The sequence below is a fragment of the Micromonospora lupini str. Lupac 08 genome (assembly GCF_000297395.2).
GTDB classification, from domain to species: domain Bacteria; phylum Actinomycetota; class Actinomycetes; order Mycobacteriales; family Micromonosporaceae; genus Micromonospora; species Micromonospora lupini.
This window is the reverse complement of the sequence record NZ_HF570108.1, coordinates 1,402,611-1,427,279: the sequence shown is the minus strand read 5'-3', so window position 1 is coordinate 1,427,279 and position 24,669 is coordinate 1,402,611. Positions and strand designations below refer to the sequence as shown.

Genomic DNA, 24,669 nt, shown 5'->3' with positions numbered 1-24,669 from the left:
GGCTGGGGCTTGTTCAGCGATGCGAGGCGGGCGTGGGCCCGTCGCGACAGGTTCCGACGGCAATAAAAACGGCCCTCGTGCAGATGCACGGGGCCAGCGCACTCTCGATGAGGGAGAGTGCGCTCAGGTAAGTACTCGCAGCGACCGGTACGACGACATGCGGCTAAGCCTGACGCATCTCACGCGATGAGTCAACTGATCCCACATGTTGGTTGACGGAGGGCGGCGAGTCGGCCGACGCCGCGCCGCCACCGGACGGCATGACCTGCCCGGACCCGCCGGAAACCCGGCGCGGAGCGGGCAGTGGGGCGGGTCGCGCGCCCGGCGAGGTGGCCGCCTCCAGCATCGCCTCCAGGTGCTCGGCCGGCACTCCCCAGCCGAACAGCGCGCCCTGCCCGAACCGGCAGCCCGCAGCGACCACCGCGGCCAACTCGGTAGGTGTGGTCACCCCCTCGGCGATGACCTCCAGGCCCAACTGGTGGCCCAGCCGCATCACGATGTCGACCATGGGCGCGAACGCCGGGCCGTCCTGGCCCACCGGGCGCACCGGCTCGTGCTCGGCGACCAGGCTGTGGTCGATCTTCAGGATGTCGATCGGCAGCCGGCGCAGCTGCCCCAGGGACGAGTAGCCGGCGCCGAAGTCGTCGAGCGCGATCCGTACGCCGGTCAGCCGCAGCGCGGTCAGCCGCCGGATCAGCTCGTCCAGGTCGGTGGCGACCGCGTGCTCGGTGACCTCCAGCACCAGTCGCTGCGGCGGCACGTGGTGCGCGCGCAGGGCCTCGGCGACCTGGACCACGTACTCCGGGGCGTGCAGCTCGCGCGGCGAGACGTTCACCGAGACCCAGACGTCGTGCCCGTCGGCGAGCCAACGGGAGAGCTGGTAGCAGGCCTGGTGCAGCACCCAGGCGCCGAGGGTGGCGATCATCCCGCACTCCTCGGCGAGCGGGATGAACTCGTCGGGGCGGATGTTGCCCAGCTCGGGGTGGCGCCAGCGCAGCAGCGCCTCGGCGCCGACCGGCCGCACCGACGGCAGCGACGCCACCGGCTGGAAGGCCAGCCGCAGCTCGTCGCGCTCGATCGCGCCCCGCAGCTCGTGCTCCAGCGTGGTGCGGCGGCGCAGCAACTGGTCGTACGCGGCGTCGTAGCGCTCGATCCGGTTCTTGCCGCGCTGCTTGGCGTAGCGCAGCGCCAGGTCGGCGTGGCGCAGCAGCAGCTCCACGTCCGGTTCGCCGGCCCACCCGGCCACGCCGATGCTCACGGACAGGAAGACCGGGCCCTCCGGCTGGTCGTACGGCCGGTTGAGCACGCCGAGCAGCCGCTCGGCCACCCGGTCCGCCTCGGCCGGCCGGGCCGGCATGAGCACCGCGAACTCGTCGCCGCCGAGTCGGGCCGCCACGTCACCCGGGCGCAGGTTGCCGCGCAGCCGGCGGCCCACCTCGGCCAGCACGGCGTCGCCCACGTCGTGGCCCCGCATGTCGTTGACGTTCTTGAAGCCGTCCAGGTCCAGACCGAGCAGGACGCACGGCGTGCCGGCGGCGGCGCCGTCGTGCAGCGCCCGCAGCAGCCCCCGCCGGTTGGCAAGCGACGTCAGCGGGTCGGTGTGCGCCAGCTCGCGGAAGTGCGCCTCCCGCTCGGCCAGCCGGCCGGCGTAGTCCCGGACGTCCTTGAGGGTGAGGTACTGCCGGGCCACCAGGGCGAAGCCCTCCACGCTGCCGGCGACGATGCCCGGCGCCGTGAACCGGCCGTCCTGCAGGAGGTGGTACATCGCCGAGGCCGCCATGGCCAGCATCGGGGCGACGGCGTACTCGCCGTCGCGACCGATCAGGTCAAGCTCGACGTGCCCGGGCCGGTCGGCCTGGTATACGGCGAGCGCGACGGTCAGCAGGCCGGCGGCCAGCACCGCGGCGCCGGCGAGCGCCATGGTCGGCCCCGCCTGGCAGAGCCCCGCGCTGAGGCCCAGCCCGCCGCAGCTCACCGCGCTGATCCCGGCCGCGAGCACGGCCAGCCGCTGACGCGGGGCGGCGGCCCGGAAGACGACGATCACGGCGAGACCGGCGCCGAGCGCCGCGCTCACCGTGGCCACCAGGATCGCCGGGCAGGCCATCGGGGTGGCGGCGCCGAGCAGCCGGGTCGGCTCGGAGAAGAGCACCCAGCCGACGAACCACAGCGCCGCCGCCATGGTCAGACCGTCCAGGGCGAGCCGGGCGGTCCCCGCGGCGGTGGCGGCGACCCCCGGCAGCCGGAGCAGCCCGGCCGCGAACGCCAGCCCGCTCACCGCCGTGCCGATCGCCGCCACGGTGGCCCAGCCGGTGCGCTGACCCTGCTCGTGGACCCAGTGGTCGCTCGTCGCGAGCACGGCCACCAACCCGACCAGCAGACTGGCCAGGGACGTCCCGGCGGCGCCCGCGAGCAGCAGGTGCGCCGGCCGCCGTGGTCCGGTGCGCCGCCGGGCGACCATGGTCAGCAGCACGGTCGCCGCGGCGGCGACCACGCCGCTCAGCGCCGCGACGGCGACCAGGCCCGGGGGGAGATGCACGCCATCAAGAGTGCCGGATGAGCGCACGCCGTGGGAGACCGGATGTGCATCTGTTGGGACACGGCGGATACTCCGGATGCCCGACGCGCCGGCGGTGTCATGCTGGTACGCATGCCTGAGCTGCGATCGAGGACTTCCACACACGGTCGGACGATGGCCGGCGCCCGGGCCCTCTGGCGGGCCACCGGGATGACCGACGACGATTTCGGAAAGCCGATCGTCGCCATCGCCAACAGTTTCACCCAGTTCGTGCCGGGTCACGTCCACCTGAAGGACATGGGCGGTCTGGTCGCCGACGCGGTGGCCGAGGCCGGCGGTGTCGGCCGGGAGTTCAACACGATCGCGGTCGACGACGGCATCGCGATGGGCCACGGCGGCATGCTCTACTCCCTGCCCAGCCGCGAGTTGATCGCCGACGCGGTGGAGTACATGGTCAACGCGCACTGCGCGGACGCCCTGGTCTGCATCTCGAACTGCGACAAGATCACCCCGGGCATGCTGCTGGCCGCGCTGCGCCTCAACATCCCGACCGTCTTCGTCTCCGGCGGCCCGATGGAGGCCGGCAAGACGACGGCGATCGAGGGCGTCGTGCACAGCAAGATCGACCTGATCGACGCGATGATCGCCTCCTCGAACGAGGCGGTCACCGACGAGCAGCTCGGCGAGATCGAACGCTCCGCCTGCCCCACCTGCGGCTCCTGCTCCGGGATGTTCACCGCCAACTCGATGAACTGCCTCACCGAGGCGATCGGGCTCGCGCTGCCCGGCAACGGTTCGACGCTCGCCACCCACGCCGCGCGCCGGTCGCTCTTCGTCGAGGCCGGCCGCACCGTCGTGGAGATCTCCAAGCGGTGGTACGACGGCGACGACGACTCCGTGCTTCCCCGTACGGTCGCCTCCAAGGCCGCCTTCGAGAACGCTGTCGCCCTGGATGTGGCGATGGGCGGCTCCACCAACACGGTGCTGCACCTGCTCGCCGCCGCCCGCGAGGCCGAGCTGGACTTCGGCGTCGCCGAGATCGACGCCATCTCCCGGCGGGTGCCGTGCCTCGCCAAGGTCGCCCCGAACTCCCCGAAGTACCACATGGAGGACGTGCACCGGGCCGGTGGAATCCCGGCGATCCTCGGCGAACTGGACCGGGCCGGGCAGCTCAACCGCGACGTGCACGCCGTGCACTCCCCCTCGCTGGCCCAGTGGCTCACCGACTGGGACGTGCGCGGCGGCTCACCGACCCCGACGGCTGTCGAGCTGTTCCACGCCGCACCCGGCGGGGTGCGCACCGTCGAACCGTTCTCCACCACCAACCGCTGGTCGTCCCTGGACACCGACGCGGCCGAGGGCTGCATCCGTGACCGCGAGCACGCGTACTCCGCCGACGGCGGTCTGGCCATCCTGCACGGCAACCTGGCGCCGGACGGCTGCGTCGTGAAGACCGCGGGCGTGCCGGACGACTGCCTGACCTTCCGCGGCCCGGCGAAGGTGTACGAGTCGCAGGACGACGCGGTCACCGCGATCCTCGCCAAGCAGGTCGTCGCCGGCGACGTCGTGGTGATCCGCTACGAGGGCCCGAAGGGCGGCCCCGGCATGCAGGAGATGCTCTACCCCACCTCGTTCCTCAAGGGTCGAGGGCTGGGCCGCTCCTGCGCGCTGCTCACCGACGGCCGCTTCTCCGGCGGCACGTCCGGCCTGTCCATCGGGCACGTCTCGCCCGAGGCCGCCTCCGGCGGTCTGATCGCCCTGGTCCGCGAGGGCGACGAGGTCGTCATCGACATCCCGGGCCGGTCGATCTCCCTCAACGTGGCGGAGGACGAGCTGGAGGCGCGACGCGTCGCCGAGGAGAAGCGCGACAAGCCGTACACCCCGACCGACAGGCAGCGGCCGGTGTCGGCGGCGCTTCGCGCGTACGCCTCGATGGCCACCTCGGCCAGCGACGGCGCCTACCGCCGCGTCCCGGAGTAGCGGTCACCGGGCGGCGGCACGCGCCGCCGCCCGGCATACTCCCCGAGATGCGCCCCCGCACCCTGCTCGCCGTCGTCGCCCCGGTCGCGCTCGCCCCGTTCCTGGTGGCCGGCGTGCTCTGGTGGGCGCTGCGTCCACCCGAGGCCATCTGGCACGACGACGCGGTCGCCGACGCGACCGAGACCGCCGACCGGATCGAGGCGCGGTTCGAGCGCGACCATCTGTACCGGGCGGCCGACTACGCGCGGACCGCGGCGCAGGAGCCCGACGTGGCCGTGCTGAGCGTCACCGGCGAAACGCACTGGCAGACCGGGGTGACCCTGGTGCTCCGGGTCACCGGGCACGGGCAGGGCTTCCGGGGCAACGGCCACGCGGACAAGGGCGACGAAGTGGTCTGCTTCCGATTCAAGCTCGGCCCCAAGCGGGACAGCCGCGACGACGGCGTCGACTGTCCGGCCGGCGACCCACTGCCGATCCAGAAGGACCCCACACTGGACGGTCTGGACGGACGCCTGAAGGAGACCCTGGGGGCCGCCGGCCCGGACGAGGCCCGGATCCGCAAGGCCGTCGACGCGGTCGGACTGGATCCCGCGGTACGCCGGGAGTTCTCCACCGAGGGCGACACGGTCGGGGTGGCCCTGCGCGCCTCCCAGTACGACTGTCTCCTGGCCCGGGTCGACGCGTCCGGCGCCCAGACCTGGCGGCCGTCGCACATCCAGCTCGCCCCCGGGGAACTGCCCTGCACGGCCGGCACGGCGTTGAGCAGCCAGTTCGGCCACGGCCCGCGCTGACACCGGCCGACCCCCGCCGCACCTCAGGCCTCACAGCACCCGAAGCTGACGCAGGTCGGTGGCGTGGGCGAGGAGGCGTACGCCGTCGTCGTCGTGTCGGTGCACGGCGCAGCCGGCGCGGGTGAAGCGCACGGTGACCGCCTGTCCGGCGTGCCGGGCGGCGAGCCGCAGCAGGTCCGGCTGGGGGTCGGCGACAAGGTCGCGCGGCCCGGACCAGGGCACCGGGATCGGGACCGCCGGGTCGGTCGGGGCAGCCCCGGCGACGGCGTCGGTCAGGCATTCCCGGCACCAGGCCAGAGCGGCGGCCAGACTCGGCCGGTAGGGCAGATCGTCGGGGCGCACGGGAGCGTCACGCGGCTGCACCTCGACCGACCAGCGCAGGCCGTCGGCCAGCAACGGGTCACAGCTGTGGTGCCGCAGGTCGCGCACGGCCACCACGAGGGCCAGGTCGAGGCCGAGGGCGAGCCGCAGCAGCTCGGCCAGCGGCGGCGCGTCGGGAGGCGCCGCCACCACGATCAGACGGCCGGCGGCGGTGCCCCGTCCGGCGCTGCGCACATGCTCTCCGACCGGGTCGGCGCCGGCCCAGGGCACTGTGACGTACCCGTCGCGCAGGTCCCGGTCGACGTCGAGCCCGCCGTCGGCGTCGCGGAGGTCCTCGGGTCGCGCGCCGAGGACCGCGGACCAGGAGCCGAGCCGGTAGCGATCGGGTAGCTGCACGACGGGCCGGCCGTTGGGCTGGGTGGCGACCAGTGGCGCGACCTCGGGCGTGCCGGCCCGCCAGGTCAGGTGCAGCACTCGGTGCCGCAGGTCGGTGACGGTGACCAGCAGGGTCTGGTGCAGGCGGTGGGTGCCGCCGCAGGTGAAGCAGCGCAGGGCCGAGGGGCGCAGGCCCGCGCCGCAGCAGTGCGGGCAGTCGGGTTCGGCAGGCCGATCGCCGAGCCGGCAGTCACAGGTCCGTAGTCGGTCGTGCGGTCGGCAGTCCGGGCAGGGCCGCCAGTCGACGGGTGCGCCCAGCCAGCACGGGTCGGGTGGTTCGTAGCCACGGGTCAGTGGCACCCGTACGCGGCGGACCACCTGCCCGGTGGGCTGCTCGGCAAGGATCTCGACCGGCACGCCGGGGCGCAGCGTGGTGTGCCACCAGCGGCCGTCGCGCCAGAGGGCTTGCGCGCCGGGAAGCTCGTCGCCATGGGTCGCGTCGACGGAGTCGGCGAGGATGCGGCGTTCGAGCTGGTCGACGTCCACAGTCGGCGCGACGGGCGGGCGCGGCGAGCCGGGGCGCAGCAGCCGGGCGGGAACGGCCAGGCCACGCTCGGCGAGACCGGTGAGCGCGTCGCCAACGTCTGTCCAGGTCAGCGCTTCCGGCAGGTCCTGCCAGCCGCCGGGCGAGCCGGGCGGCACCGGCGAGCCCGGCACCTCGTACCGGACGGCCCACCCGAACCCCGCGCCCTGCCGGCGCGCCTCGACGACCAGGTCGAGCAGCAGCAGGTCGGCCAGCGCACAGAGCCGGGCCAGCCGGGCGGCCGGGTCGACGGCGGGCGCGGCGCTCGACCGTCCCGGCACCAGCCGCCAGGGAGCGTGATCGGCGCGCAGGATCGCATGGGCCTCCAGCTCGTGCCGCAACGCTGCGGGCAGGTCGGGTCGCCACTGCCGGTCCAGCCACAGCAACGGCACGTCGGTGTCGTCCATGACCGTGCCGACGGTGGCGGCGAGTTCGCGTACCCGGGGAGCAAGGTCGACCACCCAGCGACCCGCCGGGTCGCGGTGGGGGTCGAGGCCGCCGGGCACGACCTGGTGGGACGCGACCGCGCCGGTGTCCAGGTTGGCGACGGTGACCACGAGCTGCGCCCGCCGCCGGCCGCGCCGCGCGCAGCGATGACAGGGGTACGCCACGCGGCCCGCGCCCCGACACTGCTCGCACTCCCGGTACGCCTCCCGACGCGGCGCGGGGACGTCGGCGTCGGCGAGGAACCGGTCGCCGTAGGTGGTGCACCGGCACGGGTCCAGCGTGAAGGTCATCCCGTCGCAGTCGGGGCAGGTGACGACGGGCGCGGCGGTCACCGACACCGCCGGGCAGTGCAGTCGCCGTCGTGCTCGACGCGCCGCACGCACCGCCGGCCGCCGTCGAGCGGCAGGTCGCAGAAGACCCGATGGCGTACGCCCTGAGCGTCCTCGGCGGACACGGTGGTCTCACCCGCGTCCACCTCGGACAGGAAGGTCAGAGAGCGAGCCAGAGTGCCGGCGAAGTGCTGGGCGGCCGGCAGGTCGGCGGCGGTGAACGGCAGGTGCGCCACCCAGCGAGGGCTCATCGGACGACCGTCGGCTCGGCTCGAAGAAACGCGCGCATGCCTTCTCCTCACTGGCGGATTGGTTGAACAATCGGCGGCCGACGGGAATTGCGCGTCATCGCCTTTGTCGGACCTATCTTGTAAGGTCAGAGGCGCTATCGCAATGATTGTCGACTCACCCTGTTCCATTATTTGTGGGCAACATTCCCCTGTTGCAGAACGGCCGTCGGGATGTTGCAAAATCCAACAGGAAGGAGAGCCGCGTGGCCGACGACATGGGCTCGACGGTGCCCCGACGGCAACTCGGCCGGGCGCTACGCGACCTGCGCACCGAGGCGGGGGCGACCCTGGACGCGGTCGCCGAGGCGCTGGAGTGCAGCCGGCAGAAGGTGTGGCGGATCGAGAGCGGGCTCGGCTCGGTGCGCGGGGTCGACGTCCGAGCGATGTGCGAGCTGTACGGGGCGACGGGCGAGCTGACCCGGGCGCTGACCTCCCTGGCCGGCGAGACCAGGGCCAAGGGCTGGTGGCACGCGTACGGCGACGCAGTCCCCGAATGGTTCGAGCTGTACGTCGGCCTCGAATCCGCCGCGTCGAGACTCCGGTTCTACAACGAAGCGATGGTGCCCGGTCTGCTACAGCATCAGAGCTACACGCATGGGATCTATCAGCACCGCACGGAGGTGAGCGACGAGGAACGCGAGCGTCTTGTGCAGGTTCGACTGCAACGCCAAACTCTGCTACGCCGTCGTCTGCCACCACCCCCGAAGCTGGACGTCATTCTCTCCGAGGCCGCCTTGTTGCGCACAGTCGGCAGCTCCGAAACGATGGCGCATCAGCTTCATCACTTGCTGGCACTGGCAACCACAGCGACCAACTCCATCCGAATCCTGCCGCTCACCGCGGGCCTTCATCGTGGTGTTGAGGCGGGGTCCTTCGTGATGCTCAACTTCCCGCTCGGCAACCGCGCGACCCCCGAGCCTCCGGTGGTCTACAGCGAGTCATGGACGGGCGCTCTGTACCTCGACCGGCCCGAGGAGTTCGCAGCCTACGAGAAGGTGTGGGCAAGCCTGGATCAGCTCGCTCTCGATGAAGGACAATCAAGGCACTTGATCAATAAGATCGTCGGGGAGGTCCATCATGGTTGATCTGAGCGGCGCCCGTTGGCGCAAGAGCACCCGAAGCGGCAGCAACGGCGGCGAGTGTGTCGAGGTCGCCGACAATCTGCCCGGCATCGTCGCCGTCCGCGACAGCAAGGACCCGCACGGACCGACCCTCACCTTCATGCCAGCGGCCTGGGCCACCTTCGTGGGCAAGATGCACCGCCGCTAACCGATGCACACCCGGAGCACCCGGATGCTCTTGGCAAGCCTTCAGCGGGGTCACTCCTCCGACCGATCGTGACTTCCGCGAGGTTGTGCGTTTCTCCAAGACCGCCATCACAGCGAGGCCCGCGGCATACGCCGGGGCCTCGCTGGTCACTAAAGGTAGGAAGGCGACGGCACTTCGGCGGACGCGTGAACTCTGAGGGCGCACCATGACACTTGTTTTACATCGACGTGTCGGGAGGCTTGGCGACGATCACAGGGCGACGACGGCGTCCTCGGCGAAGGTGAACAGCCCGGCATCAAGGGTGACCGTCTTGAGCTTGGTGCCCTTTGGCACGTCGAAGAAGACGTGTGCGGTCACGGAGTTGCCCGGATTGATTTCGTCGAGGAACCCCTGCCCATCACTATTGCCGTAGATCCCGGCCTCTCCGTCGACCTCGTACTCCCGACCAGCACCGTCTTGAGCGGAAATGCTGCCATCGGCGTGGAAGGTATGCGCTTTTTTAGTAACGTTCTTGACAGTAACGCTGACCCTACAGAACGTGCCCTGCGCCTTGGTGTTGAGGAATTCACTGCCCACCTGGGAGATCCCACACTTCACACTTTTGACGGTGAACTCGAAGTCGCCGCCGCGCACCTTGTCGCCAATTCCGGGAACCTTCGGCTTCGTAGGCTCGGGAGCCGTAGTCGTCTTGGCCGGGCTGGAAGCCGCCACCTTCTCCGCCGGAGCTGATGCACTCGCAGAGGTGGCGCTAGTCGGCTGGGCGGAAGCGCTGCTGCTGACGGCGGTGGCATCAGCCTTCTTGTCATCGGCGGTAAGGCCGACCACCAACCCACCGCCACAGCAAAGCATTACGAACGCGCCGACTCCGATGAGGGTGGGCAGCAGCCATGAGGCACGCTTCTTGGGGGCGAGCGATGATGAGACCTCGCCGGGCATCGGCGGAGGAAGCTGGCCGGTGTTGGGGGGTGGGAGTTGCCCGGCATCCGGCTGCGAGAAGTGACCACCTGGTGGCATCAGTGGCTGACTGACGATCGGCTGATACTGGGTGGGCTCGTTAGGGGCCGTCATCGAGTGATGTCTCCCGGATCTTGATCGGCGTTGCAGCGAAACAAGGAAGCGTCTCGCACGATGCCATAGGCGCCCGTGACAAATAGCCCTCCACCCGGCCTGGGTCGGACGACGAGTCAGCCCAGCAAGCACCCGATTCGACGAGCCGCTAGTCGCACGTTTAGACGATTTTGAGCCCAGTCGGCAAAAGTCACAGAGACCTGCAATGCGTTCGTTGTCAGATATCCGTCAACCAGCTTCTCGCCTGGCCCGGGACCGGCCACCACAACGGCGGGGCATTTTTGCCACGGCTGAGCGCGCGGCGTGATCGGGCGGGGTGGCGATCAGGTCGCTTTCCGCGCCTTCGCTCGTTCATTGCGTAGATGTTCGAGCATGCCTGTGTCCGCTGCCAGGTTTGGATCGCCGACTTGACGGCCGAGTTCGACGACGAGTTCGAGCTCGCCGATTGCTTGGTCGAGATCTCCCTCCATCCAGCGGAGCATCCCCATGTTGTACCGGGCGACTGCTTCGCCGGCGCGGTCGCCAACCTCCCGGATAAGGGGGAGAGCCTGCTCGTAGTAGGTCAGGGCCCGCCCCCGGTCCCCAAGCCCGTGGTATGCGAGGCCGATGTTGTTGAGGGAGGCCGCCTCACCCGCACGGTCGCCGACGTCTCGGCGGATGCGTAGGGCCTGCTCGTAGTGGGTCAAGGCCCGCTCCCGATCCCCGAGGTCGCCGTACACGGCGCCGATGTTGTTGAGGGTCGTCGCCTCGCCCGCACGGTCGCCGACCTCTCGCTGGATGGGTAGCGCCTGCCCGTAGTAGTCCAGGGCCTGCTCCGGATCCCCACGCCTCTTGTGTGCGAGGCCGATGTTGGTGAGTGCCGCCGCTTCGCCGGCACGGTTGCCGACCTCCCGTTGGATGAGTAGAGCCTGCCCGTAGTAGTCCAGGGCCCGCTGGCGGTCTCCGAGGTTGTCGTCGACGGAGCCGATGCTGATGAGGGTCGTCGCCTCCCCAAAACGGTCGCCGACCTCCCGATGGATCAGTAGCGCCTGTCCGTAGTAGTCCCGGGCTCGCCGCCGATCCCCACGCCTGTCGTATACGCCTCCGATGTTGTGGAGGGTGATGGCTTCGCCAGCACGATCGCCGACCTCTCTTGCGATGGACAAAGCTTGCTCGTAGTAACCCAGGGCCTGCCCCAGATTCCCGAGCCTGTTCTGCGCCAAGCCGATGTTGTTGAGGGTGGCCGCCTCGTTGCCCCGGTGCCCGGACTCCCGGTACAGGTGCAGGGCCCGCTCATAGCTGGCCAGGGCCTGCTGGTTCTGCCCGGTGTTGGATTGCGCCCGGCCAAGGTCGTAGAGGGCGCCAGCGTCCGGGCCGAGAGTCAGGGTCGCAGTCGACAGTGCCACGACATCCGCAAATCGCGACCTGCGTAGCCACACCCGTGCCACCCGATCACCAACGTCTCGGGCGATCGCCGCCTCCCGGCCCGCCACCGCCAGCCGGTGCACCTCCACCCAACGAGCCAGGGTGGTCATGACGCGGGCAAGGGCGGCGCAGGGTCGGTGACCCAGAGTTTGTAGAGGCTCCGTGCGGCGGCGGCACAGGCTTCGGTGTATTCGTCGTCGGTGAGCAGAGGACGAATCAGGGGACGAAGGATGTTGGAGACGTAGTAGCGGGGCCGGCGCGTTTCGGGGTCCGTACCCTCTTCCATGAGGCCGAGCTGGACGGCGCGCTCGATGTGGCTGGTGGCGTCGGGGTGGTCGTGGACGGCCGTGACGGTTTCGGCGGGGACGGGCAGTTCGATGACGTTGACCTTCGCGAGCATCTTTTGCAGCTCGGGGGCCTGCGAGCCGAGGAGGTTCTTCGCGAGGACGGTTTCCCGGCGGAAACGGTCGGCTTCCCCTTCGATGGCGCTGATGAGGCCGTCGATGTCGAGGCTGGGTTGGGCGACGATCAGGTCGAGCCAGTCGAGCAGTCGCGGGTTGCCGGCCGAGGCGTGGATGGCGCGCGTGCGGATGTCGGGATCGATGGAGGAGCCGCGGCGCAGGTTCGGCAGGTTCGCGAGTTTCTTGGTCTGCTCGGTGTCGGTGAGCGTTTCGAGTGACTCGACGACGACTGTGGTTCCGGCGGGGGCGGGGAAGCGGTAGCGGCTGGTGATGACGACCCGGCTGGGGCTCCCGGTTTCGCGGATGGCCTTGAGCAGTGCCGGAAGGATGTCGGCCATCTCCGCGGAGAGCACGTGACCGCCGCCGCGTTCGTCGAGGTTGCCGACCTCGAAGTCGTCGAACACGAACAGGCAGGGCGTCTGCCCGAGAGGTCCGTCGACGCGGAGCAGGTGGCGTAGGCGGACCAGGAGGGACGCCCGGTCGTCCGCGAGCAGCTTGTCCGCCTCGATCTGCTGCTCGACGGTGGGAAACGAGAGCTTGCTGGCGAGTTCCCGGAAGCTCGTCAGGTCGACGCGGCCGTACCAGACGGCACGCTGGTGCGTGGGCACGCGTTCCAGCAGCCGGGAGGCGAGGCTGCTCTTGCCGAGACCGCCCATGCCCTGCAGGACCAGGGCCTCGGCCGCGCCGTCCGTGCCCTGAGGCTTTTTGAGGGTACGCAGGCAGCGCTGGATGACGCGCCGTCGTCCGACGAAGGCGGCACGCGCGGCGACCCGGGAGAGCTGGGTCTGCGGGTCCAGGAATTCCTGGTCGGCGGGCCGGATCTGGATTCGTGCGCGCCCCTTTGTGTGCAGCGGCGTGACCATGGGCGCCAGGGGAGACCTGTCTGCGTAGACGCGCAGCAGATGCCAGTTGCCGCGCTTCTGCGTGAACAGGTGCTGGCGGGCCTCGGTGACGGCCCGGTCCAGGGGCACCCCGTCAGCCAGCGACCGGTAGAGCTCCGCGGCGAAATCGGTCGCCGAAAGGTCCCCGACCGGCAGCGCCCACCCCAGCACCGCGGGGGCTCCGGCGCTGACGAGGCTTTCGCTCATCGAGGGGACGGTGCCGCCGCCGGGGGCGCTCCCGGTGAGGCAGCCGGAGACGAAGACCAAGCGGGGCCAGTGCCCGGCCAGTGCGTGGGCGATCTGGTCGGCCGTGGCGTCGACCCGCCCGCCGAACTCGTCCTCCACCACGAAGACGGGTTGGCCGGTCTCACTGATGGTGGCGTGGCCGCTGAGGTGCAGGACGTCGAAGTATCCCGCGCCGTGGTCGCGACTGAGGAAACGGAGCCCTTCCAGGGTGCCGCTCTCCTCGACGACCAGCTCGGTGCCGGTGCGCACGGTGGCATCCAGGATGGCCGCCTCCTCCGCCTCGTACCTGAGCACGGGCTCGACGCCCTCGGGCGACGTGGCCATGAACAGCACCCGCAGGGGCCGGTTCCCTGGTGTGACCGGGGTCTTGAGGGCCGCGTTCGTGCCGACGGCCCGCACTGGCAGCAGCGGCGCATGACCGGAGACGGTCAGGTACGCGCCGTCGGAGGCGAGCAGTTCCCAGGGCAGGTGCCGTAGCTGCCCCGCCACAGTGATGCGCAGTGTGGTGCCGGGAGGGTGGTGCAGGATCGGAGTCAGCCACCGTTCGTCGCCGTCGAGGAAGGCCGCCAGTTCCGTGCCGAGACCGAGTAGCTGCGGTGAGCCGAACACCTGCTGAGTGACCGAGTGCTGGCTGTACTGGCGTTCCACCACACCGATCAGGCGATCGATGGCAGCCTTGTCCACGCCACGGGTCTTCGGGCGGCCTTCTCCGCTGGACAAACGCAGCTCGGAGTAGTCGGAGGTCTGCTCGAAGATCTCCAGCTCGTACGTGTTCATCTCGCTGACCACAGGAAGCCCTTCCTCGGCATTGCTGCGATTCGGCCTGCGGGGAAGAGATCTCCCTCGAGCACGGCAGTGCTCACCGCCTATCTCCTTCTCATCCGCTGTAGCTGGTCAAGGATCGCCCGCATCTGGTTCAGCGAAGGATGGCTTGTCCGCTCGGCCAGGACGACCGCTCGGCGCTGGAACTCGATGGCCTCGTCCACCCGCAACATGCTGAGGAGCACGAACGCCATCGTGGAGCTGACCTTCACTTCCATGCGTGGGTCACCGATCGCGCGCAGGATTTTAAGAACGCCATCAAGGCTGTCCTTCGCACCGGCGAAATCACCCTGCCGACGCTGGATCTCGCCGATGTTGTACCGGGTGGTCGCTTCGCCAGCACGGTTGCCGACCTCTCGGACGATGGCTAGAGCCTCCGCGAGGTGAGCCAGAGCCCGCTCATGATTTCCGAGCCTGTCGTACACGAGACCGATGTTGTTGAGGGCGGTCGCCTCGCCAGCACGGTTACCGGCCTCCCGGGTAATCGGTAGAGCCTGCTCGTACGAGGCCAGGGCCCGCCTGTGGTCCCCGAGCGTGCCGTAGAGGGCGCCGATGTTGGTGAGGGTGGCCGCCTCGACAGCACGGTCGCCGACCTCCCGGGTAATGGGTAGGGCCTCCGCGTAGTAGGCCAAGGCCCGCTCGTGATCCCCGAGCCTGTCGTACACGAGACCGATGTTGTTGAGGGCGGTCGCCTCGCCAGCACGGTTACCAACCTCCCGGAAGATGGGTAGAGCCTGCTCGTAGGAGGCCAGGGCCCGCTCGTGGTCCCCGATCCCTTCGTGCAGCGCGCCGATGTTGGCGACGGTGGTCGCCTCGCCGGCACGGTCGTCGATCCCCTGCCGGATGGTCAGGGCCTCCACGTAACAGGCCAAGGCCTGCTTTCGCTCCCCCCGCTGTCCGTACACCGTGCCGATGTTGGTGAGGGCGGTCGCTTCACCTTTGCGGTCGCCGATCTCCCGTAGGACGGGCAGAGCCTCCATGTAATAGGCCAGGGCCCGCTGTCGGTCCCCGACGTTGTCGTACACACCACCGATGTTGTTGAGGGTTGCCGCTTCGTTGTAGCGGTAGCCGGCCTCGCGGTACAGATTCAGTGCCCGCTCGTAGTTGGCCAGAGCCTGTCGCGGTTGCCCTGTGGAGAGTTGAGCCCAACCCAGGTGATAGAGAGCGTCAGCGTCCAAGCCGAGGGTCAGGGTCGCGTTCGAGAGGGCGGCGACGTCCGCGAAACGGGACCTCCGCAGCCACATCCTCGTCACCCGGACCCCGGCATCCCGGGCGATCGTCGGCTCCCGGCCCAGCACCGCCAATCGGTGCACCTCCACCCACTGGGCAACCGTCGCCGCCAACCCGCCGCGAACCGTGGGTACCGGCTCCGCGGCCCACCCGCTGTCGGGTGTCGAGCCTGGACCATCCGTCACCTGAGGGGCACCCCTCTTCCTCGGTTCGCTGTCCATCCGACCCATTGATCGTCACACTCGCCGTCGACCTGCAACACCTCTACCGCAGCGATACGCGGCAGGTGATTGTTGAAGTCTGGAATCCGACTTCGAACATGGAAGTAGTGGCCTCCCCGTACAGGGAGAGCACCACGTCATGAATGAAGCGCGATCTTGAGTACGCCGACTATCGCTTTCGCATCTGCTGGAGCTGGCCGAGAATCGCCCGCATCCGTTCCAGCCTCGGATGGTTCGTCTGCTCCGCCAGGACGACCGCACGGCGTTGCAACTTCACGGCTTCGTCGACTCGCGCCAGGTCGACGAGCACAAGCGCCATGGTGGAGCAGGCAGTTGCTTCTGATCCCCGGTCACCGATGGCCCGGAAGACCTTCAGAACCTCGTCAAGGGTGTCCTTCGCACCAGCGAAATCGCCCTGCTGACGCCGGATCTCACCGATGTTGTGCCGGGTGGTCGCTTCACCGGAACGGTCGCCGACCTCCCGGATGACCGGTAGCGCCTGCTCGAAGTAGGCGCGTGCCCGTTCCGGATCCCCGAGCCCGAAATGCGCCGCGCCCATGTTGTTGAGGGTGATCGCTTCGCTGGCACGGTCGCCGACCTCCCGCTGGATGGGTAACGCCTGCTCGTAGTAGGCCAGCGCCCGCTTCCGATAACCAAGCCTGTCGTACGCCGCGCCGAGGTTGGTCAGGGTTGCCGCCTCGCCAGCGCGGTCACCGACTTCCCGTCGGATGGGCAGAGCCTGCCCGTAGTAGGCCAGGGCCCGCTCCCGATCCCCGACGTTGTCGTACACGAGGCCGATGTTGTTGAGGACTGTCGCTTCGCCGGCACGGTCGCCGACTTCCCGCGTGATGGCCAGAGCCTGCTCGTAATAGGCCAGGGCCCGCTCCCGCTCCCCGAGCCTGTTGTACGTAGCGCCCATGTTGTTGAGGGCGATCGCTTCGCCGGCACGGTCGTCGACTTCCCGTGTGATGGCCAGAGCCTGCTCGTAATAGGCCAGGGCTCGCTCCCGATCCCCGCGGTTGTCGTGGACGAGGCCGATGTTGACGAGGGTGGTCGCTTCGCCGGAACGGTTGCCGACTCCCCTGGTGACGGGTAGGGCCTGCTGGTAGTGGGCCAGGGCCCGCTCGCGATCCCCGAGGTTGTCGTAGACCGCGCCGATGTTGGTCAGGGTTGCTGCTTCGCTGCCCAGGTTGCCGGCCTCGCGGTACAGGGCCAGAGCCTGCTCGTAGCTGGCCAGGGCCTGCCAGGGCTGCCCGGTGGTCGTTTGCACCCAGCCCAGGTCGTAGAAGGCGCCGGCATCCGGGCCGAGCGTCAGGGTGGCATTCGCGAGAGCCGCGACGTCCGCGTACCGGGACCTGGGGAGCCACACCCTCGCCACCAGCCGACCGACATGACGGGCGATCGCCGTCTCCCGGCCCGCCACCGCCAGCCGGTGCACCTCGACCCACTGGGCGACCTTTGCCGACGACCTGTGGCGAACCACGGGATTCGGCTCGTCGGCCGGCCGGCTGTCGGCCGCGAAGCCTGGGCCGATCGTCAAAGCGGCACCTCCCCTGCCTGCCTCGGCCGCACCGTCCCCGCCGAGCACAAACTAACGAACCTGCGCATCCCCCGCACCAGCGCACGAGGTGTCGCGCCGGGGTGATCCACACGAGATCAGTGATATCGCGGTATCCGCTCGACTCGGACACCGCGATATCGGCGAACTCGTGTGGATCAAGAAGCGTCGACGTCGTTGACGCAGCGCAGCACCGGGCGGGCGACGAGCGCCACCTCGTCCAGCGGCCCGGCCGCGCGCACCGTGAACGTGGTCGACTCGTCGGGCAGCAGGGTGACCAGGGCCGCGTCCACTGTGGCGGAAACGTCCAGTCGGTCCGGGAAGAGGGTCAGGTCGCGCAGCACCGTGCGGGCGGTGACCCGGACCCGCTGACCGCCGTCGACCGGTTCGACGGTCGCGTCCCAGGCCGCCGCCGGCCAGACGACGTCCCGGTCCTCGGCGAAGAACCACAGCACCCGCTCGGCGGTCTCCCCCGCCTCGGCGATCAGCAGCTCCCGCCGGGCGTCGTCCGGCCGCACCAGGTCCGCCGGCAGGGCCAGCGTCACGGAGGAGTACGCCGGGACGTCGAGGTCGAGGGAGTTCTTCGCCCGGGGCTCCCCGGCGAGGGTCAGCCGGGTCACCGAGGCCGACGCCTGCCACGGCTCGCCGGTCTCGTTCACCGCGACGAGGGCCAGGCCGCCGTCGCGGGGCTGCACGGTCAACAGCCGATCGGCGTACGCGTGGCGCAGCGCGTACCACAGGGGTTTGCGGCGGCCGTCGCCGTCGACGGCCGACCAGGAGGTGACCGGCCAGCAGTCGTTGAGCTGCCACACGATGGTGCCGGCGCAGACGTCCCGGTGCGACCGGAAGTGCTCGACTCCCAGTTGGATGGCCCGCGCCTGGTTGAGTTGGGTGAGGTAGTGCCAGTCGTCGAAGTCCACCGGGGCGGGCAGGTGCGCGTCCAGGCCGCGCTGCAACTTCGCGTCTCCGCCGGCGGCCTTCTGGTGGTGCGCCATCCCGGGTGAGTCGTGCGCCAGCGGCTCATCCGAGATCGACCGGCGCAGGGTGGCGTACGCCGGTGGGGCCTGGTAGCCGAACTCGGCGACGAAGCGCGGCACGTACTCCCGGTACTTCGTGTAGTCGTCGGTGTTCCACACGTCCCAGATGTGGGTGGTGCCGTGCGCCGGGTCGTTGGGGTGGATCGTCTCCGTGCCCGACCAGGGGCTGCCCGGCCAGTACGGGCGGGTCGGGTCCAGCTCGCCGACGATGCGGGGCAGGACGTCGAGGTAGTAGCCGCGCCCCCAGGTGCGGCCCGCGAGGGGTTCCTGCCAGTCCCAGTCGTGCCAGCCCCAGATGTTCTCGTTGTTGCCGGTCCAGAGCACCAGCGAGGGGTGGGGCGTCAGCCGGGTCACCTGCTCGGCGGCCTCGGCGGCGACCTCACCGGCGAACGGCTCCTCCTCCGGGTACGCGGCGCAGGCGAAGAGGAAGTCCTGCTGGACGAGCAGCCCGCGTTCGTCGGCGAGGTCGTAGAAGTCCTCCGACTCGTACCGGCCGCCGCCCCAGACGCGGAGCAGGTTGACGTTGGCCCCGATCGCCTGGTCGAACCGGCCGGCGAGGCGGTCCCGGGTGATCCGGGTGGGGAACACGTCGTCGGGGATCCAGTTGACGCCCCGCACGAAGACCGGAACGTCGTTGACGGACAGCACGAACGGGGTGCCGTGCGCGTCGGGTGTGGTGTCCAGTCGTACCGAGCGGAAGCCGATCCGCCGCGACCAGCCGTCCAGGGTGTCGCCGTCCGGCGCGTGCAGCGTCACGTCCAGCAGGTGGCGGGCCTGTTCGCCGTACCCCCGGGGCCACCACAGCGCGGGCTCGCGGACGGTGAGGGTCAGCACGGCCGTGCGCTGCCCGGCCGGTACGACGACCTCGGCGTGGGCGTCGGCGACCGTGGCGCGGACGGTGAGCGGGACGTCCGCGGCCCGCTCGACCTCGACGTGCACCTCGACCCGGCCGTCGCGACCGTCCATGGTGACCAGCGGGCGGACGCCTGCCAGCCGGGCGGTGGACCAGGCGTGCAGGCCGATGTCCTGCCAGATGCCGGCGGTGACGAGCGTGGGCCCCCAGTCCCAGCCGAAGTTGCAGGCCATCTTGCGGATGAAGTGGAACGGCTCCGGGTAGGCGTTCGGCCGGTCGCCCAGCCGCGCCTGCTGTGCCTCGGCGTAGCGGTAGGCGGAGTCGAACGCGACGGCCAGGTCGTTGTCGCCGTCGCGCAGCAGCGCCCCGACGTCGAAGCGGTAGGAGCGGTGCATGTTCTCGGTACGGCCGACCTCGGCCCCGTTGACGGTGATGGTGGCGACGGTGTCCAGGCCGGCGCAGACCAGGTCGACCCGGTCGTGGTCGCAGGCCGGGGCGGAGAAGGTCGTCCGGTAGTGCCAGTCGGTGCGCCCGATCCAGGCCAGGGACAGCTCGTTGTCGTCGAGGTGGGGATCGGGGATCAGCCCGGCGTCGAGCAGGTCGGTGTGCACGCAACCGGGCACGGTCGCCGGCACGGACCGATCGGCGACCTCCGCCGGCACCTGCGCTCCGGGCGTCGCCCGCAGGGTCCAGCCGTCGTAGAGTGCCTGTCGGCTCACGATGTCACCGCACCTTCTGCATCGAAAGATGCCTACTGAACCGGATAAGCTGAGCCACCGTACGGTCCGGAATTCCGGGCTGTCAACGGCACCAGAGACCAAGGAGCACGCCGGTGAAGCGGCCGACAATCGCGGACGTCGCCCGTCGCGCGGGCGTGTCCAAGGGCGCCGTGTCGTACGCGCTGAACGGGCAGCCCGGCGTCTCCGCGGCCACCCGGGAGCGCATCCTCGCCATCGCCACCGAGATCGGGTTCAGCCCGAGCAGCGCCGCGCGGGCGCTCTCCGCCGCCACTGCCGGCGCGGTCGGCCTGGCGCTGTGCCGGCCCGCCCGGACACTTGGCGTCGAGCCGTTCTTCATGGCGCTGATCAGTGGCGTGGAGGCCGAACTCTCGGCCCGCTCGTACGCGCTGACCCTCCAGGTGGTGGCCGACCACGACGCCGAGATCGCGGTGTACCGGCGCTGGTGGGGCGAGCGCCGGGTCGACGGGGTGCTCGTCTGCGACCTGCGCACCGACGACAGCCGCATCCCCGCCCTGCAACAGCTCCAACTGCCGGCCGTGGTGATCGGCGGGCCGGGTGGCACCGGCGAGCTGGCCAGCCTCTGGGCCGACGACACGGCGGCGCTCACCGAGGCGGTGGAGTACCTGGTGGCGCTGGGCCACCGTCGCATCGCCCGGGTCGGCGGCCTGCCCGACCTGCTCCACACCACCATCCGTACCGACGCCTTCGCGGCGGTGTGCCGGCGACTCGGCCTGACCGACGCGGTCACCGTCTTCTCCGACTACACGGGCGAGGAGGGTGGGCGGGCCACCCGCCGACTGCTCAGCTCCGCCACGCGGCCCACCGCTGTCATCTACGACAACGACGTGATGGCCGTCGCCGGGCTCTCGGTCGCCCAGGAGATGGGCCTCACCGTGCCGGACGACCTGTCCATCGTGGCCTGGGACGACTCGCCGCTGTGTCGGCTGGTGCACCCGCCCCTGACGGCGCTGGGCCGCGACATCCCCGCGTACGGCGCGCACGCCGCCCGCCACCTGCTCGCCGTCATCGCGGGCCAGCCGGCGACGCGCGTGCAGGACGAGAGCCCGCAACTGACCCCGCGCGGCAGCACGGCACCGCCGCGCGGCAAGTGAACCGGTTCAGTTCGCTCAGCGGGACGCCGAGGGGAACTCCTCGAAGTACGCCTCGACCCGCTCGGCGGTGGCCGGACGGGCCAGCGCGAAGCCCTGCCCGTAGCGGCAGCCGGCCCGACGCGCACCCTCGACCTGGGTCGGTGACTCCAGCTCCTCGGCGACGATCTCCACACCCAACCGCTCGCCCACGTTGACCACCACGTCGATAAGCGGCGGCTGCCCCGCCGGCTGCGCCCCCACCAGCTCGGGGCCCACCTTCAGCAGGTCGATCGGCAGGCGGCGGAGCTGGGCCAGCGACGCGTGCTCGGCCCGGAAGTCGTCAAGCGCGGTGCGGACACCCAGCGACCGGAGCCCCGCCAGCCGAGCCACGACTGTCGACAGGTCGGGGCCGATCCTCGGCTCGGCCACCTCCACCACCAGCCGCTCCGGCGCCACCCCGTACGCGGCCAGCACCGCCGCGGTGCGCTGCACGAAGTCGGGGGTGGTCAGCTCCCGGACGGTCACGTTGACGGCCATCCACAGCTCACGCGGGCCCGCCGACCAGGCGGCCAACTGCCGGCAGGCCCGGTCGAGCACCCACCACTCGAACTCGCCGACCAGATCCAGATCCTCGGCGACCGGCAGCAACTCGCTCGGAAGCACCGTGCCGAGCACCGGGCTGCGCCAGCGCAACAGCGCCTCGGCGCCCACCGGCTGCCGGTCGGTCAGGTCGAGCACCGGCTGGTAGACCAGGTCCAGCTCGCCCCGCGCCACCGCGCCGGGCAGCTCACGTTCCAGGTCGAGCCGGCGCACCAACTGCTCCTCCAGGAACGCGTCGTACCACTCGACCCGGTCCCGGCCCAGCTGCACCGCCCGTCGCCGGGCCAGCTCGGCCTGACGGAGCACGTCGGCCGGCCCGGCGCCACTGACCTCGGCGAGCCCGATGCTCGCCTGAACGCGCAGCACCGAACCGGCCAACTCGTACGGCGAGGTGAGCGCGGTCAGCAGCCGGATGCCCAGCGCGTACGCCAGCACCGGCCCGACGCCGGTGACCACCGCGAAGCCGGTGCCGGTGCAGCCGGTCACCAGGTCGTCGGACCCGACGATCGCGCGGGACCGCAGGACCGCCTCGGCCAGCACGTCCTCCCGCGCCACCGGGCCGAGCCCGTCCGCGCCGTGCAGCTCCACCAGCAGCAGCGCACCGGCCGGCACCGGCACGTCGCCGATGGCGGCGAGGGCGTCCAGCAGCGCCGCCCGGTCTCCGACCGAACCGGACCGGTGGTCGAACGTCGACCAGGCGACGCCCGCATCGGGCCACGCCGCGTCGACGCCGGTCGGGGCGCCGACACCCGAAGACCAGAGACCGTCACCGCCGGGGGCGGTGGTCCCGCCGACGCCGGGCGGCCACGCCGCGGCGTCCGGGCTCTGACCCGATGGGGGCGACACGGAGGTCGCGTCGGACCGCGGTGGTCGCGCCGCGCGCCGGCGCCGGACCGCGCGATCGGCGCGTCGGCGGTGCGCGGCGTGCCGCTCCGGTACGCCCGCGTCGCCGCCGCGCAGCAGCTCCCGCAGGACCAGTGGCGGCACCGCCGCCAGGGCGAGCAGCACACTCGTCCGGTCCGGAGTGCGGCCGGATCCCACGTGCAGGCCCGCCGCGAGCAGCAGCACCGACGCCGGGAGCACCACCCGTGGCCAGGTCGCGGCGGGCGGGGTCGCGGCGGGCGTGCCGGTCGCCGGCTGTGCGCCGGCCGTCGCCACCGCCGACAGCGCGCCGAGCGCGGTCAGCAGCATCCCGAGCACCAGCGGCGGCACCGCCAGCAGCGCCACCCGGCCCGTCGGCGCGGGCGGCAGGATCGTCAGCAGCGCCAGCCCGATCAGGGTGAGCAGGACGCCACCCCGGCAGATCGCGTCGCCCGAGCGCCGCACGGCCCCGGTGAACACGCTGAGCGCGGCCATGCCCAGCCCTCCGAGTGCCAGCGCCGCGACCAGCCGGGCCGGCGCGGGCAGGGTGTCGGAAGGAAGCAGCAACCAGCCGGCGAGGGTCAGACCGACGGTCGGGCCGGTCGCCTCGACCAGCCCCCGCAACCGCGCCGGCCGGGGCGGCCGGACCGGACGCCGGCGCAGCCCGACAACGGACAGGACCGCCACGGTCAGCGAACCGAGCAGCGCGGCAGCGCGGTGCCCGGCGTCGACGAGCGGCAGCGCGGCGGCGACACAGCCGGCCACCACCACCGCCGCATCGAGCAGCAGGGCGGCCGTCCGCCACGACGGCTCGGTGGACGCCGGATCGCTGGGGCGGCGGCTGGCCAGCCGGGAGAGTCGTACGCCGGCGAGGGTGGCGCCCGCGCCGCCGGACAACGCGATCACCACCGGGGTCGGGACCAGATCGGCGGCCCCGGCGACGACGAGCAGCGCCACGGCCGTGGACACGGCGACCTCCGGGGCCGCCCGGCGGGGGACGAGAACACGGAACGGGTACGCGAGGAGCACGGCGGTCGCCTTCGTGAGGGGGCACGGGGCGGTGCGGCGGTGCGGGACGGCAGACGTTTGCTGGTCCACTGCCCAACAGTGGGAAACGACCGGCGACCAGATTGGTTACGCGTCGGCCACCTGCACGAAGCAGTGACCCGTATCACTGTACGGCGTCCGGGCCCCGTCGCGCCGCCCGCCGCGACCCTCTCCGACCAGGGGTGGGATCATCGCAGGGTGAGTACGCCCGACACCGTCCGTTTCCGGTACAACCAGGCCATCCTGGCCGCCGCCGTCATCGCCTTCATCGGCGCCCTGCCGCTGGCCAACGCCCGGGCGTACCTGCTGCCGGTGCTGCTCGTCCCCCTCGCCGTCGGGCTGTGGGCCTGGCGGGCCGGCACCGACGCCGACCCCCGGGAGCTGCGCCTGCGGGCGCTGTTCGGGCAACGTCGGATCGGCTGGGACCGGGTCGTCGAGCTGACCACCGACGCGCGCGGGCGGGCGGTCGCCCGCCTCGACGACGGCCAGCAGGTGGGTCTTCCGGCGGTACGCGGCATCGACCTGCCCCGTCTGGTCTCGGCCACCGGCCAGACGCTGCCGGACGAGGCCGCCGAAACCCCCGGCCCGTAAGCCCGGAGTCGCGCAGCCCGGGGACCGCGCAGCCCGGGGACCGCGCGGCTCCGGCCTTAGACCGCGCGGCTCGGCGCGGGACCGGCGACACCCGGCCCGGGACCGGCGAAGCCCGGTCAGTAGCCGTCGACCACCGTGTTGATCAGCGGCTCACCGGCGGCGAACCGCCGCACCTGGTCGCCGACCAGCCGGTACGCCCGCGGCAGCAGCCCGCGCACCGACCCGGCCACGTGCGGGGTGAGCAGCACGTTCGGCATCGTCCACAGCGGGGAGTCGGCGGGAAGCGGCTCCGGGTCGGTGACGTCCAGCGCCGCCGAGATCCGGCCGGTGGCCAGTTCGGCGACGAGCGCCTCGGTGCGGGCCACCGGACCGCGGGCGGCGTTGACGAGCAGCGCCCCGTCGGGCATCGCGGCCAGGAAGTCCTCGTCGATCAGGCCGCGGGTCTGGTCGGTGAGCGGCACCAGCACCACCACCACGTCGGCGTCGGGCAGCAGTCGGGGCAGCTCCGCGACGGCGTGCACCCCCTGCTTGGGCCGGGCCGTCCGGGCGACCAGGGTGAAGCTCACCTCGAACGGCGCGAGCCGGTCCCGTACCGCAGTACCGATCGAGCCGGCCCCGACGATCAGCACCCGCTTGCCGGTCAGCTCGTCGGTCGGCGCGTGGCCGTCGTACGCCCACCGCCGCTCAGCCTGCGCGCGGGCGAAGGCGGGGAAGGCCCGTAGCTGGGCCAGGATCGCGGTGACAACCCACTCGGCGGTGGACGGGTCGTGCACGCCCCGGGCGTCGCAGAGCGTGACCCCGTCCGGCATCCGGCCGACCCAGGCGTCCGCCCCGGCGGAGAGCAACTGCACCGCCTCCAGATCGGGCAGCTCGCCCAGCAGCGCGGTCGCGTCCGACCCGCTCAGGAACGGCGGTACCCAGAAGCGGACATCGGCCGGGGAGGACGGCAACCGATCGGCGTGCTCGGCGACCTCCACCGTCACGCCCGGGGGCAGCTCGCCGACGAGGTTCAGGCCGGCCTGATGCGGAATCCATACCTTCACGTCCGCCGACGATAG

The 24,669-nt window shown here is 71.3% G+C and carries 17 protein-coding genes; 6 read left to right on the top strand and 11 right to left on the bottom strand.

Going from position 1 to position 24,669, the window contains the following annotated elements; genetic code table 11:
- Positions 1–163 precede the first annotated feature (163 nt).
- Positions 164–2,458: a putative bifunctional diguanylate cyclase/phosphodiesterase gene (locus MILUP08_RS07775; RefSeq protein WP_377555678.1), complete on the bottom strand. Its 2,295-nt coding sequence runs from the start codon at positions 2,456–2,458 to the stop codon at positions 164–166.
- Between the two features lie 189 nt (positions 2,459–2,647).
- On the opposite strand from MILUP08_RS07775, the gene ilvD reads away from it, so the two are divergent.
- Both ilvD and MILUP08_RS07765 read left to right on the top strand, forming a co-directional pair.
- Positions 2,648–4,495: a dihydroxy-acid dehydratase gene (ilvD, locus tag MILUP08_RS07770; protein ID WP_083915972.1), complete on the top strand. Its 1,848-nt coding sequence runs from the start codon at positions 2,648–2,650 to the stop codon at positions 4,493–4,495.
- 47 nt (positions 4,496–4,542) lie between these two features.
- On the top strand, positions 4,543–5,286 hold the full coding sequence (locus MILUP08_RS07765; RefSeq protein ID WP_007456355.1) for a hypothetical protein: 744 nt from the start codon (positions 4,543–4,545) through the stop codon (positions 5,284–5,286).
- Positions 5,287–5,316: 30 nt separating this feature from the next.
- Here the strand turns inward: MILUP08_RS07765 and MILUP08_RS07760 are convergent, their stop codons facing one another.
- Together MILUP08_RS07760 and MILUP08_RS07755 are read right to left on the bottom strand one after the other, a co-directional pair.
- Complete coding sequence (locus tag MILUP08_RS07760) at positions 5,317–7,350, bottom strand: hypothetical protein (protein WP_007456352.1); 2,034 nt, start codon at positions 7,348–7,350, stop codon at positions 5,317–5,319.
- The gene (locus tag MILUP08_RS07755) at positions 7,341–7,592 is read right to left on the bottom strand and encodes a hypothetical protein (protein ID WP_007456351.1); all 252 of its coding nucleotides are present in this window, start codon (positions 7,590–7,592) and stop codon (positions 7,341–7,343) included. Before MILUP08_RS07755 ends, MILUP08_RS07760 begins: the two co-directional genes overlap by 10 nt.
- Before the next feature lie 242 nt (positions 7,593–7,834).
- Between MILUP08_RS07755 and MILUP08_RS07750 the strand changes: the two genes are divergently transcribed.
- Positions 7,835–8,716 (top strand): helix-turn-helix domain-containing protein, encoded by an 882-nt coding sequence (locus MILUP08_RS07750; protein ID WP_007456349.1) that lies wholly within the window; start codon positions 7,835–7,837, stop codon positions 8,714–8,716.
- Positions 8,709–8,900, top strand: coding sequence for a DUF397 domain-containing protein (locus tag MILUP08_RS07745; RefSeq protein WP_007456348.1), 192 nt, complete (start codon positions 8,709–8,711; stop codon positions 8,898–8,900). Before MILUP08_RS07750 ends, MILUP08_RS07745 begins: the two co-directional genes overlap by 8 nt.
- A gap of 249 nt (positions 8,901–9,149) precedes the next feature.
- Here MILUP08_RS07745 and MILUP08_RS07740 read toward each other — a convergent pair whose 3' ends face one another.
- The 6 genes from MILUP08_RS07740 to MILUP08_RS07715 all read right to left on the bottom strand — a co-directional run bounded on the left by MILUP08_RS07740 (position 9,150) and on the right by MILUP08_RS07715 (position 19,400).
- Positions 9,150–9,968: a DUF4352 domain-containing protein gene (locus MILUP08_RS07740; RefSeq protein ID WP_007456346.1), complete on the bottom strand. Its 819-nt coding sequence runs from the start codon at positions 9,966–9,968 to the stop codon at positions 9,150–9,152.
- Positions 9,969–10,291: 323 nt separating this feature from the next.
- A complete protein-coding gene (locus tag MILUP08_RS07735; RefSeq protein WP_144056880.1) occupies positions 10,292–11,461 on the bottom strand; it encodes a tetratricopeptide repeat protein in 1,170 nt (389 codons plus the stop codon).
- Between the two features lie 17 nt (positions 11,462–11,478).
- Positions 11,479–13,737: a CHAT domain-containing protein gene (locus tag MILUP08_RS07730; RefSeq protein ID WP_039907447.1), complete on the bottom strand. Its 2,259-nt coding sequence runs from the start codon at positions 13,735–13,737 to the stop codon at positions 11,479–11,481.
- Positions 13,738–13,826: 89 nt separating this feature from the next.
- Complete coding sequence (locus MILUP08_RS07725) at positions 13,827–15,233, bottom strand: tetratricopeptide repeat protein (RefSeq protein ID WP_144056879.1); 1,407 nt, start codon at positions 15,231–15,233, stop codon at positions 13,827–13,829.
- Between the two features lie 169 nt (positions 15,234–15,402).
- On the bottom strand, positions 15,403–16,821 hold the full coding sequence (locus MILUP08_RS07720) for a tetratricopeptide repeat protein (protein ID WP_237747042.1): 1,419 nt from the start codon (positions 16,819–16,821) through the stop codon (positions 15,403–15,405).
- Between the two features lie 128 nt (positions 16,822–16,949).
- A complete protein-coding gene (locus MILUP08_RS07715; RefSeq protein ID WP_007456336.1) occupies positions 16,950–19,400 on the bottom strand; it encodes a glycoside hydrolase family 2 protein in 2,451 nt (816 codons plus the stop codon).
- 113 nt (positions 19,401–19,513) lie between these two features.
- Between MILUP08_RS07715 and MILUP08_RS07710 the strand changes: the two genes are divergently transcribed.
- The gene (locus MILUP08_RS07710) at positions 19,514–20,533 is read left to right on the top strand and encodes a LacI family DNA-binding transcriptional regulator (protein ID WP_007456334.1); all 1,020 of its coding nucleotides are present in this window, start codon (positions 19,514–19,516) and stop codon (positions 20,531–20,533) included.
- Between the two features lie 15 nt (positions 20,534–20,548).
- On the opposite strand, the gene MILUP08_RS34410 is transcribed toward MILUP08_RS07710, so the two are convergent.
- A complete protein-coding gene (locus MILUP08_RS34410; protein WP_007456333.1) occupies positions 20,549–23,002 on the bottom strand; it encodes an EAL domain-containing protein in 2,454 nt (817 codons plus the stop codon).
- 216 nt (positions 23,003–23,218) lie between these two features.
- Between MILUP08_RS34410 and MILUP08_RS07700 the strand changes: the two genes are divergently transcribed.
- Complete coding sequence (locus MILUP08_RS07700) at positions 23,219–23,611, top strand: PH domain-containing protein (RefSeq protein ID WP_007456331.1); 393 nt, start codon at positions 23,219–23,221, stop codon at positions 23,609–23,611.
- A gap of 116 nt (positions 23,612–23,727) precedes the next feature.
- Here MILUP08_RS07700 and MILUP08_RS07695 read toward each other — a convergent pair whose 3' ends face one another.
- Positions 23,728–24,654, bottom strand: a complete 927-nt coding sequence (locus MILUP08_RS07695) for a 2-hydroxyacid dehydrogenase (RefSeq protein WP_007456328.1) — start codon at positions 24,652–24,654, stop codon at positions 23,728–23,730.
- Between the last annotated feature and the right edge of the window lie 15 nt (positions 24,655–24,669).